We start from the raw sequence: 12,917 nt of genomic DNA on the forward strand, positions 1-12,917 counted from the left end.
AGCTTATTTAATATTTATCAAAATATTATTGTTTTGATAAGTATTTTTTTGTTTTTTTATAGGTTTTTCTCCGCTGATGCTAATTTGTATATATTCATCTGGAGTTGGCTCTTTTATTTTTATAGGTTCAGTTTGGGGAATTTCTTCTTGTAATTCTTCTTCATCCTCAAACAATATATCTAAAGCCTTTTTTAATTTTCTTAATTTTTTTTCATCTAATTCACTTAGTTTTTTTTGCAAATCATAATTTATATCATCGTTTTGATATAAATTTTTAGGTATAGTTGGGTCTTTCCAATCTGGATTTTCACTAAAAGGAATTTTATCTCCAGGAAAATCTAAAGTGTATGCAAATAAATTTAAACTTAAAATAAAAACAGCTAATTTTCTCATATTTTTTCCTAATTAAATTTTTCATATTATAAAAAGTTATGAAATATATTATATTTTTTTTCAAAAAAAGATAATAATTTATAATAAGTGTTACTTTTATACACATTTTTTAAAGTTTTAAATACAATTTAAATACATTTTATGAATTATTCTGCTAAAGTAATCTTAATTTTTTAATTTTTTTTAAGGAGAAATGATGAAAAGAGCAATTTCTATTATTATTTTGATTGCTATTCCATTTTTATTCGCTACTATTTTGCCCGTGCCAAGTGGCTTAAGCGAAGCTGCGTGGGTAATGTTTGGTATTTATCTTTCAGCAGTTTTAGGTCTTGTATTTAAGCCTATACCAAATTCTATGGTATTAATTACTGCAGTAGCAGGAACTGCACTATTTATGGGACCTTATTTAGGTGGTGCAAAAGAAGCTACAAAACAAGCTTTAAGCGGTTATGCAAGTTCAACTACTTGGATTATAGTTTCTGCATTTGCTTTAAGTATTGCATTTACAAAAACAGGTCTTGGTAAAAGATGGGCTTATTTTTTAATAGGTAAATTTGGTAAAACTACTTTAAGACTTAGCTATGTTACTGCATTTTTGGATTTAGTAGTATCACCTGCAACTCCATCAAATACTGCAAGAGCAGGTGGAATTGTCTTTCCAATTGTAAATTCAATCGCACAATCTTTATCAAAAGATAAAGTTGAAACAGAAAATAGAGTAGGTGCATTTTTAGCGTGTAATTCTTATATGAGTACAAAAATGACTTCATTTATTTTCGCAACCGCAATGGCTGGAAATATGCTAGTGATTGGTTATGCAAATGATATTTTAGGAACTCACTTAAATTGGGGAAATTGGGCTGTTGCTATGATAATTCCTGGTATTGTGTGTTTATGTATAATTCCACTAGTTGTTTATATTTTTGTTCGCCCTGATATAAAAAAGATTGATAATGTAGTAATTTCAAAACAAGGCTTAGAAGAATTAGGAGAGATGAAAAGAAGTGAGAAAATGCTTGTTTTAATCTTTGTTCTAGCATTGCTTGGTTGGTCTGTTCCGTCTTTAGCTAGTTCTTTATTTGGATTAAAGATTGATATAGATGCTACTGCAGTAGCTGTTGGTGCTATGAGTTTATCAGTATTACTTGGCGTTTTAAAATTTGAAGATATAGCAGGTTCTAAAGAGTGTATAGGGACATTATTTTGGTTTGGTGGTATTATGTCACTATCAGGTATGATGAATAAATTGGGCTTTTTTAAATGGCTTGGAACATTTATTCAAGGTAATATGAATTTAGATTTAGACCCATTGATAGTATTAATAATTATTGGTTTTATTAGTATTATCGTAAGATATTTATATGCTAGTGCAACCGTTTTCATTACAACTCTTTTACCGGTTTTATTTTTAATAGGCAAAAGTGCAGGAGTTGATCCATATTTATTAGCATTTTTATTAATTACTACAAATTCTTATGGCGGAGCATTAACTCATTTTGGTGGTCCTGCTGCTTCAGTTATTTTTGGAGCTGGATATAACACCGTAAAAGAATGGTGGATTACTGGATTTGTAGTGGCTATGGTATCTTTTATTTTATGCCTTGCAATAGGTCTTCCTTATTGGGAAATGTTAGGAATGAATTAATTTTTTTTTCTTGTTTTGATAGGAATATCAAAACAAGAATTTCATAATCAAATATTAAGTAAAATATATTTAAAATATCACACTTTTATTTTTTTATAAGCAAATTTTATTATTATATGCAATTTTAGCCCAAGTGGTGAAACTGGTAGACGCGCTAGACTCAAAATCTAGTAGGAGCAATCCTGTGTCGGTTCGAGTCCGACCTTGGGCACCATAAATAAAAAAGGAATATAAAAATGCCAAAAGACGCAAACGGAAACGAATTACAAGCAGGAGATAATGTTAGCGTTATTAAAGATTTGAAAGTAAAAGGCAGTTCTTTAACTATTAAAAGAGGAACTAATGTAAAAAACATAAAGCTTACTTCAAATGATGATGAAATAGAAGCAAAAGTTGATAAACACGGAGTTATAGTTTTAAAAACTTGTTTTTTAAAAAAGGCTTAACATTTATGAAAAAATTTTTAACATTTTTACCTATTGCTTTATTAGCAAATCCATTTGATGACTTAGTAAATGCGTATAATCAAGAAGATTATAAAACTTCTTATGATATAGCTAGTTCTATTTGTAAGCAAACTTGCTCTGATATTAATTTAAATCTAATTATGGGTAAAAGTGCTTTTAGATTAGGTTTATACGATGAAGCTTTAGCTGCTTATGATAGGGTTTTGGTATTAGATGATACTAATACAGAAGCGAGATTACAAAGTGCTATTATTTATCAAAAAAACGGGAATTTAGCTTTACTTAAATTAGAACTAGAGAATTTAAAAGATGATGAACGCTTAAATGATGATGAGAAAGCTTTAGTTGCTAGTATGTTAAAAAATGTTAAATATCAACAAAAAGCCAATAATGAAATAAATATACCTTATGCGAGTATTGGTTTTGGATATGGATATGATAGCAATCCAAAAAAGCAGAATTTAAAAGATAGTTATTTACCAGTGCCACAATTAGGCATTAATTTTCCAATACCAGGTGCTAAGCACCAACCAGCTAGTAGTATTTTAGCTAATCTTAATGCTGGCTATAAAAAACAAGTTAATAATGTATATGATTATGATATAAATATTAATTTTTATAATAAGTATTATATAAAACCAATTGAAGAAGATTTTCAGAATTTAAGTGTATTTACAGCTTCAATTAATAATGGTTTTGAGATATCAAGACAATTTAAATTAAATATTTTAATGTCTTATGATTATATTATTTTAAAACAAAAAAGATATTTAAACACCTTTACTGCAGATATTTCAGGTGATTATTATACTGAAAGTGGGCTAGCTTTTGGTCTAGGCTATACAATTAATCACAATAATTATTTGATAGAAGATAATAAAGAGAATGATTCAAATCATCATAGTATTTATGCTATGAGTAAGATTATTTCTCAAAGAAGTATGTCTTATCTAAAAATTGCTTATGATATAGAAAAAACTAGCAGAATTAAAGAAAGTTCAAATAATTATAAAGAATATTCAGCTACTGCCGGAATTATTTATATGTTAAATAAACAAGTAATATTAAAAGCAAGTTTAGGTTATGCTAAAAGTAAATATGATGAAAAAATCTTCTTAAATACGAGAAACGATATAACCTATAGGGTAAATTTTGGTGCTGAATACAATATGGATCATCATAATTTCTTCTCACTTGATTTAGGATATAATAGGGTAAAATCAAGTATTGAATACAATTCTTACGATAATCTTTACACTAATTTAATGTATAAATATAAATTTTAAGCTAACAACCTTTTAAAATATGCTATAATTTGGCATCATTTTGAAAGGATACGCTATGAAAAAAATATTATTGTTATTAAGTGTAATAACTCTAACCTATGCAAGCGTAGGTAAAATATCAGCCATTAGAGGTGATGCAGTAGTTATCTCAAAAGGTAATGAAATAAAAGCTTTATTAAATCAAGAACTTGATGAAAGCGATATTATAAAAACGGGAAACAATGCAAGATTACAAATAATCTTTAATGACAACACCGTTACTACTCTAGGTAAAAACACAAGCTTAGAAATAAAACAATTCTTATTAGATGGAAAAAACTCTAAAGTAAATCTTGAAGTAAGTGAAGGAAGCTTTAAGGTAATTACAGGAGAAATCTCAAAACTAGCAAGAAAGAATTTCTCTTTAAAAGCTCATACAGCAACAATTGGTATTAGAGGAACAGTGTTTGTAGGAGAAGTTGGACTTAATATAAATAAATTAGCTTGCTTACAAGGTGCAATAGATGTTAGATTAGGTAATAAAACTTCTTTAATTGATTCAGGAAAACAAATAAGCTTTTCAAATACTAAGGTAATTAAAGTTGAACCTTTAAAAGTAAATGATTTTTCTTTAACCAAAGCAAATATTAATGAAGATAATAAACCAGAAAAAATACAAGAAAAACAAGAAGATAAACAAAGCACTACAAATACTAATAAAGTAACAAGTATTACTTTAAGTAGTGATATTAAAGCTGAAAACACTAATTCAAATTCTAAAAATACTTTACAAACTAGTGAGCAAATGAATATTGCAAGCGATATTAAAGAAGAAGTAACTGAAATCATTGCAAAAAATGATAATTCTTTAAATACAGATAATGTGCCAGAAATTGCTCCAAATAAACCTAGTGATGATTTAGTTATTCCAAGTAATCCAAATACGACACCAGATACTCCAAGTAATCCTGATAATAATACAAGCACACCAGAAAATAAGCCAAATGATAATAATGTGGCAATACCTGATGTGCCAGTGATTAAAGATGAAAAAGAATGGACTAAATTAGAACCTTCTATACCTAATAAATACTTTGCTAATAACAATGTAAATAGTTATTATTACTATTCAGAAGATTTAAATTCTAAAAGTGCAGCAAGTCTTAATTTAGGAACTATGACACTTGATTTATATGGTAGAAAATTAGAAAACGATAAGAGTGTTAAATCTTTTGATTATTATACTTTAGATGGTAAAAAGAATACTCTTACTAGCAATAGCTACAATGTTTCTGATTTAGGAACTAAAGAAATCAAAACTCAAAATTATAACTTGCAAAATACTAGTCTTAATACGCCTAATGCTGAAAAGAATTTAGAATATTCATCAGATTATGCTAGTTTTAGTGCAAATAAAAATGAATTAAAAGCTCAATTAATTGGTATTAATTATGATTTAAGCAAATCAGATTTATCTCATTTTACAACTTTAAAAGATGATTGGAATAGTTTTAAAAGTGATATAGAAAAAAATAATCAAACAGCTATTAATTATTACTCAAATACAAATTCTGCCGCTGAACTTGATTTATCAAGAGGACTTTTAACTTATTATTCAAAAGAGCAAACTAAAAAAGATGGTAGGGATAGTGCTTATAATTTAAGATATTTTGTTATGAACCATAATTATTTGCAAATGCGTGAATATGATATAGAAGATTTAGAATACAACGGCTATACAATGAATTTTAAAGATTCTTCTGTTGTAGATTCAACTTCGGATCATTATAGAACTACTGCTTATGTCAATAAAGAACAAATTGAATACACTGCAAAAAATGGTAGTTTGGATTTAAATATTTTAAGTATTAAAGAAAATTTAAAAGGCACCAATTCTTCAAATTATAGAAAGCAATTAGCTGATTGGGATAATGAGAAAACTAAATTTTTTACAGAATTTTATACAAACCCAGCTCAAGAATTTTATTATGCTGATACGAAAAATAATTATGTTAAGTTAAAGCCAAGTGATTCGTATTTTGCTAGTTATAGTAAGATTAATGATACTTCTGATGTTTTATTTGAATTACAGAATAGTAAATTACTAGGAGTGTATAATAAAAACAATGTAATAACTAGAATAAATCCTCAAGTAAATTCAACTATGGATATTGATAATTCTCAATATAAATTAAAAATTGATAGCAATGAACTTGATAAGACTTCTATTAAATTAGAAACGGAAGCAAGTAAGGCTAAATTACAAATAGAAAGCAAAATAGCAAATGAGGATTTAAAGATAAAAACAGATGAATTAAAAAAATCTTTAAATATTTCAGATATAAATAAAAAGATTAATGAGATTAAAAATAAGTAAGGAATATATATGAGAAAACTTGTAATTTTATTAAGTGTAATAACTCTAACCTATGCAAGCGTAGGTAAAATATCAGCCATTAGAGGTGATGCAGTAGTTATCTCAAAAGGTAATGAAATAAAAGCTTTATTAAATCAAGAACTTGATGAAAGCGATATTATAAAAACGGGAAACAATGCAAGATTACAAATAATCTTTAATGACAACACCGTTACTACTCTAGGTAAAAACACAAGCTTAGAAATAAAACAATTCTTATTAGATGGAAAAAACTCTAAAGTAAATCTTGAAGTAAGTGAAGGAAGCTTTAAGGTAATTACAGGAGAAATCTCAAAACTAGCAAGAAAGAATTTCTCTTTAAAAGCTCATACAGCAACAATTGGTATTAGAGGAACAGTGTTTGTAGGAGAAGTTGGACTTAATATAAATAAATTAGCTTGCTTACAAGGTGCAATAGATGTTAGATTAGGTAATAAAACTTCTTTAATTGATTCAGGAAAACAAATAAGCTTTTCAAATACTAAGGTAATTAAAGTTGAACCTTTAAAAGTAAATGATTTTTCTTTAACCAAAGCAAATATTAACGAAGATAATAAACCAGAAAAAATACAAGAAAAACAAGAAGATAAACAAAGCACTACAAATAATAACAATAAAGTAACAAGTATTACTTTAAGTAGTGATATTAAAGCTGAAAACACTAATTCAAATTCTAAAAATACTTTACAAACTAGTGAGCAAATTGAAATTAAAGAAGAAATTAATAATAAAGTAGTGGCTTTATTAGAAAAAGAAGATGATGAAAATTCTGATAATAATAAAGAAGATGAAGAAAATAATGATAATGACACAAATAAACCAGATATGCCAATAGTTCCTAGTGAGCCTGTTTATAATAAATATTTTTCAAATGCAGACAATAAAAACTATTATTATTCATCAAATACTAGCCTAAGAAGTGGCGATGTTAGACAAGACGCTGCAGAGCTTAATGTAAAAAAAGGTAGTTTAAATATCCTTAGTAATACTAAAAGCGGTAATAATATTACAGATTTTAAAAAAATTAGCGTTACAAATAATCAGCTAAACATATTAAAAACTACAAATGATGCTAATAGTGTTGAAGATTTTTCATATAGTTTAACAGATACTACAATTAGTGGTTTAGATGGATATAGCGATTTAAAATTTAGTGCTAATGATGGAAAAGTAAGTTATACTGCTAATAAAGAAAAATTAGAAGCAAATATTTTAGATGATAGTTTTTCTATGTTAAAAGACACAAGCACAAATTCTAATTATAATGCTATAGATAAAGAGTGGGGTAATTTTACAAATACATTATTTGAAAAAAACAAGGATTATTTCAATGTATCAGATTTAAATAAGGTATTTTATTATGGTTCAAATAAAGCTGCAATGCAGTTAAATCTTAAAAATTCATCTATTGCTTATTATTATGCAGATGCAAAGGAAGCTAAAAAACTTTATGCTGATTTTAAATATGCAAATAAAATATATTACGAAAACGCAACGAGTTCAGGAAGTTCTTATGATAAGCAAACTTATGATGTATATAACAAAACCATATCACCTATTAACGGCTCATCTACTTATAATATACAAGCAAATGCTTCTAATGGCATTAAAAATCAAGATTTTGCTTTAAAAGCAGATAAAAATAAAGCAGAAATTAATTTTGGAAGTGTAATTTCTAGTTTGATGGATACTCAATTAGACCCGCAAAATAGATTTCAATACTTTTCTAATGAATTTGATAAATATAAAGATACTTATAAAAGTAAATATTTAGGTGCTGATGAAGATAAGGAATATTTTTATGCAGGTAGTGGAAGCTCAATTAAATTAAATCCCGCTAAGCAAGAAGTAGATAGTTATGTAGTATATGATGGTGGGTATGGAAATATTTATAGGATAACTTTTGATAAAAATATCGGAGATGCTACCTATGTTAAAAGAACTAATGGAGTGGTTCAAGATGTTAAACATTCTCAAAAATTTAATATAAATAGTATTAGAGATGTAAATTCAGGTTATACACTAACAGTAGGCGATAGCAATAATGATTATAATTTTGAAGTGAAGGCTGATAAAGTTGGAGCTATATTAAAAGGTAATGTTGTTATAAATGGAGCTAATCATAACGTAGATTCTGATATTTTACAATATGTAAATACTTCTGCAGCACATAAATTAGTTAAAGATACTTACGATAAAGCAGTTCAAGGAAAATAATAATTTTTAGGGGAGTTAGATTTGACCTAATTCTCCTAATAAACTTCTTAATTTATCATTTCTATATTTTATTTCTTCACTACATTTCCTAGCAATATCTATGCAGATATTTAAAAAATTAGTAGTTTCATCATTTTCAAAATCTATTTTTTTGACATTAGTTAGTTTGTCTTGATTAATACAACTAAAAATATATGTAATCACTTTTAGACTAGGTGTTAATAGCAAATATCTTTTATTGTGATATATAATATATTGTTCGTTACATTGTGTTGTTAATAGCGTGATTATTTCTTGTTTTATTTGCTCGTAAGGAGTATTTGGGAAATCTTTTGCTACCTTTTTGATAAATTTTTCATCATTAATTCTATCTTCTTCACTCTGCAAAAACACACTATCATTATCAAGTAATGTTTCAAGTTCTTTTAATATTTCAATAGCTCTAATGTAATTTTTCATTTTACCACCTACTTTATTTATTACATTTATATTACATTAAAAAGAAAAATAAAGGTAAATTTTTTAGGTTATTTAATTAGTTTTTTTAATTAAAATAATTTTAATAATTAAGCATTTAGCCTAAATATTAGTATTTTTTATCTTTTATAGTCATAAATATATAAAATAATATATTGAAAATTTAAGTATAAATATTAAATATTTATACTTAAAAGGTCTTTTATATGTCAAAAGTTAAAAAAGAATTTGAAATAATATCTTTAATATTATTTAATTTAATTTGCCTATTATCTAGGCTTTTTGTATGTTTTAGCAGTATTGTATTTAACTCGTTTAGATATTCATTTTTTAATTTTATGATTTCTTTTTTATTTATCAATAGTTCTTCAAATTCAAAAAAACTACAATCAGTAAGCAATCTTTGATAAATTTCATTTTCACTAGGCAAATAAAGCTTAAATTGTTTGCTATCTAGCTCATAAAATTCACGACTTGCATTAATTTTTTCATAAAAAAATGATAGGCTTAATTTAGCTGCGTTTTCGTAATTATTTAATGCTTTTATATTTATTTTTTCAAAAAGCTTATTTAATTTAAGCTCATAATTATTTAAAGCCTTTTCATAATCATTTATAATAAGCTCATCTAATGCTTTATAAAAATCATCTGCTATTGCGTAAAAATCAGCATTTACAAGGTCATTGTAGTTTTTATCTAATTCTTTTGTTTTAGCAATATTTAAAGCATTTTTAAATTCTTTTAAAGGCTTGTGAAAATTATCTAAAAGGTTTAAAAATTGCTCGTTTATTTCTTTTCTAATTTTTAAAAATTGCTTATTAATCGTATCTTTGTTGTAAAAAATACTTAAAAATGTATCATCAGGATTTAAAGTTTTGTATGAATATTCGTTTTTATTAAAGCAATTTTTATGAAATACCCCATCATTTTGGGTATAAAAATAAGCATTTTTTACCTTAAAATTAGTCATAAATTCATTAGCAATCGTCCTTGCTATACTCTTTAAAGCATTTAAAATCTCATCATTAAAGCCACTATAATCAAATTCATTTTTTGCAAGTATTTCTAAATAATTTTTAATTTTACACTCTAATTCTTCAAGGCTTAGTTTAATTTCACTAATAATTCCTAAAAGCTCATTATTTAATGTTTTTAAAGACGCTTTTATATTATCTTCTTTAATGCTTGTTTTATTTAGATTTTTTAAAAAATCATAAAAGGCCAAAATATTTGAATCAGGATTATTTTCACTTGCTTGTTTGCAAGAAATTAGCTCAATTTTTTCAAAATACTTAGCAAAAACTTCATTTAAATAATTCTTTAACCTTAATTGCTCGGCTTCGTTTAATTTATCTTTTTGATTAATTAGACAAATCTTTTTTATATTTGGTTTTAATTCTTTAATAGCCTTTTCTTCACTAGCTTTACCAGCACTTTCAGCTAAACTTAGCCAAATTAAAGCATCAAAAGAATTAAATAAATTTTTAGAAAATTCTTCATCGGTAGTATTTGCATTTAGTCCTGGAGTATCAATTAGTGTAATATCTTTTAAAAGCTCGTTATTTGTAAAAATATTAATACTTTTAAGCCCATTTAGTTCTTCGTTTTGGTCATTTACAATATTGTTTGTAAGTTCGCTTAAGCCGTTTTCAAATTCTGCTAAAACTAAATCATTTAAACCATAATTAATATAAGTAGCAACAACGCTAACAGGTCTTGCCCCTGTAGCTAAAATATCTTTTTTAAAAAGCAGATTTAAAAGTGAGCTTTTACCTGAACTAAATTGTCCTATCACACCAACTTGTAATGGTAGATTATAATGCTTACATAAATTATCAATATTATTAATTAGTTTATTGCTAAGCATTAAATTAGGATTTTTTAGAGTGTTTTTTAAGGTTTTTAAATCCCCTAAAAAGCCTTTTTCATAACTTATATTATATTTTTCATTATATTCTTTTAAGACACTTTTTATCATTTTAAATTCTCTTTTATTTCTAATAATTTTTCTATTTTTTGTGTATTTAAGCTCAATAGATTTTCATCGTTAAATTCATTTATATTGATTTTTTCAATATGATAAATACTAAAAAATTCATTTTTCAAAAACTCATTAGCTAATTGTTTTTGCTCGCTAAAATTAAAAAAATTAAGATTTATATTTAAATAAATCGCATTTAATTTATTATTGATTGCATTTTCACTTTTATCACTTAGCAAATCAAGTTTATTTATGATTTTTTCAAATTCTTCAAATATTTCTTGTAATTTATTTTTATCAAAAATAATTTCATAATCTTTAGTAATATTTAGCTTTGCTTTAATTTCATTAAAATCATTTAAGAATTTATTACTCATACTTGAGTTAAGCCCATTTAATAAATCTTTAAAACCTTGAAAAATTACATTTCTTACCTTTTCGTTTGAGTAATTTTTGTCATAATTTAATTCATCAAAAATCCTAGCAGCTTGATTTTTTGCTAAAAAGCTTAATTCGTGTGCTTGGATTTTGTAGTCTTTATTTAAGTATTCATTTAGCGATATTTCAAGTTCTTGTTTTAAGGCTAGTTTTTTGGCATTTTCGTTTTGTAGATTTTCTATATTTTTCATATATTCGTTTTTATCTAGCTTTAAAGAATTGTTTATATTAGTTAAAAGCGTAATTTCTAAATCAATTAGATTTTTAAATTTTTCGCTAATGCTATTTATAAATTCTTGTGAGCTAGTAGAATTAAAGCAAACATCGTTTAAATAGGCTTTTAAAGCATTTATTTCGCCTTTTGAATTGTCTTTTTTAAATTCACTAGCACTTACGCAAAATAGCTCATAATTAGGTGTAATATCTAGGTTTTTAAGCTCATTGTTAAAGCGATTTTTGACATATTCTTTTAATTTAATTTGCTCATCAATACTTATTAAATCACTTTTTGTAAGCACTAAAACTAGCTTTGAATTAGGATTATTTTTAGCAAAACTTGTTAAAAATTCTAAATCTTTAATGCTAAGTGCTTGAGTGCAAGTCATAAGGTATAAAACACAATTAGCAGTTTTTAAAAACTCTAAGCTTCTTTGTTCTCTACTAATTACTACATCATCAAGACCAGGAGTATCTATTATATTTATTTTGTTTTTTAAATACTCGTTGTTTAGATGGATTTCAATATCTTTTACAAAAATACTTATGCTAGAATTTGCACTTGTATAATCGTATAATTCGTTTATTTTTACTTCAACGCTTTTATGCTCAACAAAATCAATATTAAAGATTTTATTTAATTCTTCATTCAAACTAGCTTGAGTTTTTAAGGCATTAAATTCTGCTTCATTATAAAAATTTACTTTTATTTTTTCATTTTCATCATAGCTAATTACACTAAGATTTGCTGTTTCAGGTGCATTTGATACACCTAAAAAATCTTGATTTAATAAAGCATTTATTAGGCTACTTTTTCCTGCGTTAAATATCCCGCTAAAAGCTATTTTATAATCTTTGCTAATTAATTGAGTATAAAACTCATCAAGCTTATCTTTAAGCTCATTGCTTAGAATTTGTTGTAAATTTTTATAAATATTTTCAAGTTTATCTTGGCTTTTTTTAAAATTATTATTAAATTCTTTTGATGAATTTATTTTTGTATTTTGAAGATAAGTGAAGATATTTTCTTTTATTTTTAATAATTTTAATTTTTCAAGATAAAAGATTATTTCAAGTGGATTTAAAAGATTATTGTGAATAGAATTTAAAACAGCAATTTGCTTCATTTTAAGCTCAAAAAAACTATCAGTATTTAGGTATTGTTTGTATGTTTTTAGATTTAATAATTCTTTATAATTTAATTCATTAGCACATAAAATTAATGCGGCAAGTTCGGGATTAAAAATATTTTCTTCATAGTTAAAATCAAGATTTCCTAATTCATCATTCCATAAATTTTTTAATAATTCTTGCAATTTAATTCCTTTTTGAAAAGATTTAAAAATCTTAGCTATTAAGACTTAAAGAAGTGTTACAAATAGTAATTAGGAGAAAAATTATC

The 12,917-nt window shown here is 25.4% G+C and carries 9 protein-coding genes and 1 tRNA gene; 6 read left to right on the top strand and 4 right to left on the bottom strand.

All coding sequences use genetic code 11. The features are described from left to right. Positions 1-3: 3 nt before the first annotated feature. Complete coding sequence (locus AVBRAN_RS00820) at positions 4-393, bottom strand: hypothetical protein (protein ID WP_214117626.1); 390 nt, start codon at positions 391-393, stop codon at positions 4-6. A 196-nt stretch (positions 394-589) separates the two neighbouring features. Here AVBRAN_RS00820 and AVBRAN_RS00825 point away from each other — a divergent pair, with 196 nt between their 5' ends. The 6 genes from AVBRAN_RS00825 to AVBRAN_RS00850 all read left to right on the top strand — a co-directional run bounded on the left by AVBRAN_RS00825 (position 590) and on the right by AVBRAN_RS00850 (position 8,403). Next, positions 590-2,038, top strand: a complete 1,449-nt coding sequence (locus AVBRAN_RS00825) for a DASS family sodium-coupled anion symporter (protein WP_239803306.1) — start codon at positions 590-592, stop codon at positions 2,036-2,038. Positions 2,039-2,165: 127 nt separating this feature from the next. Further along, a tRNA-Leu gene (locus AVBRAN_RS00830) sits at positions 2,166-2,252 on the top strand. Between the two features lie 22 nt (positions 2,253-2,274). Then, positions 2,275-2,484 carry an alkylphosphonate utilization protein gene (locus AVBRAN_RS00835; protein ID WP_214117624.1) on the top strand — a complete coding sequence of 70 codons (210 nt, stop codon included), beginning with the start codon at positions 2,275-2,277 and terminating at the stop codon, positions 2,482-2,484. A gap of 5 nt (positions 2,485-2,489) precedes the next feature. Next, positions 2,490-3,791 carry an outer membrane beta-barrel protein gene (locus AVBRAN_RS00840; RefSeq protein WP_214117623.1) on the top strand — a complete coding sequence of 434 codons (1,302 nt, stop codon included), beginning with the start codon at positions 2,490-2,492 and terminating at the stop codon, positions 3,789-3,791. A gap of 55 nt (positions 3,792-3,846) precedes the next feature. Beyond that, the gene (locus AVBRAN_RS00845) at positions 3,847-6,147 is read left to right on the top strand and encodes a FecR family protein (RefSeq protein ID WP_239803307.1); all 2,301 of its coding nucleotides are present in this window, start codon (positions 3,847-3,849) and stop codon (positions 6,145-6,147) included. A gap of 9 nt (positions 6,148-6,156) precedes the next feature. Continuing rightward, positions 6,157-8,403, top strand: a complete 2,247-nt coding sequence (locus AVBRAN_RS00850; RefSeq protein WP_214150196.1) for a FecR family protein — start codon at positions 6,157-6,159, stop codon at positions 8,401-8,403. Positions 8,404-8,418: 15 nt separating this feature from the next. Here AVBRAN_RS00850 and AVBRAN_RS00855 read toward each other — a convergent pair whose 3' ends face one another. The 3 genes from AVBRAN_RS00855 to AVBRAN_RS00865 form a co-directional block, all read right to left on the bottom strand. Next, positions 8,419-8,862, bottom strand: coding sequence for a hypothetical protein (locus AVBRAN_RS00855; RefSeq protein WP_239803308.1), 444 nt, complete (start codon positions 8,860-8,862; stop codon positions 8,419-8,421). 220 nt (positions 8,863-9,082) lie between these two features. Continuing rightward, positions 9,083-10,858 (bottom strand): dynamin family protein, encoded by a 1,776-nt coding sequence (locus tag AVBRAN_RS00860; RefSeq protein WP_214119731.1) that lies wholly within the window; start codon positions 10,856-10,858, stop codon positions 9,083-9,085. Continuing rightward, positions 10,855-12,831 (bottom strand): dynamin family protein, encoded by a 1,977-nt coding sequence (locus AVBRAN_RS00865; protein WP_214150250.1) that lies wholly within the window; start codon positions 12,829-12,831, stop codon positions 10,855-10,857. Before AVBRAN_RS00865 ends, AVBRAN_RS00860 begins: the two co-directional genes overlap by 4 nt. Between the last annotated feature and the right edge of the window lie 86 nt (positions 12,832-12,917).

The organism is Campylobacter sp. RM12651 (genome assembly GCF_022369475.1).
Classification (GTDB): Bacteria; Campylobacterota; Campylobacteria; order Campylobacterales; family Campylobacteraceae; genus Campylobacter_E.

What these genes read in the sequence shown, in the direction of transcription:
- AVBRAN_RS00840 (WP_214117623.1), top strand. Translation starts at nt 2,490, where the DNA reads ATGAAAAAATTTTTAACATTTTTACCTATTGCTTTATTAGCAAATCCA.
- AVBRAN_RS00855 (WP_239803308.1), bottom strand. Translation starts at nt 8,862, where the DNA reads ATGAAAAATTACATTAGAGCTATTGAAATATTAAAAGAACTTGAAACA.
- AVBRAN_RS00825 (WP_239803306.1), top strand. Translation starts at nt 590, where the DNA reads ATGAAAAGAGCAATTTCTATTATTATTTTGATTGCTATTCCATTTTTA.
- AVBRAN_RS00820 (WP_214117626.1), bottom strand. Translation starts at nt 393, where the DNA reads ATGAGAAAATTAGCTGTTTTTATTTTAAGTTTAAATTTATTTGCATAC.
- AVBRAN_RS00845 (WP_239803307.1), top strand. Translation starts at nt 3,847, where the DNA reads ATGAAAAAAATATTATTGTTATTAAGTGTAATAACTCTAACCTATGCA.
- AVBRAN_RS00835 (WP_214117624.1), top strand. Translation starts at nt 2,275, where the DNA reads ATGCCAAAAGACGCAAACGGAAACGAATTACAAGCAGGAGATAATGTT.
- AVBRAN_RS00860 (WP_214119731.1), bottom strand. Translation starts at nt 10,858, where the DNA reads ATGATAAAAAGTGTCTTAAAAGAATATAATGAAAAATATAATATAAGT.
- AVBRAN_RS00850 (WP_214150196.1), top strand. Translation starts at nt 6,157, where the DNA reads ATGAGAAAACTTGTAATTTTATTAAGTGTAATAACTCTAACCTATGCA.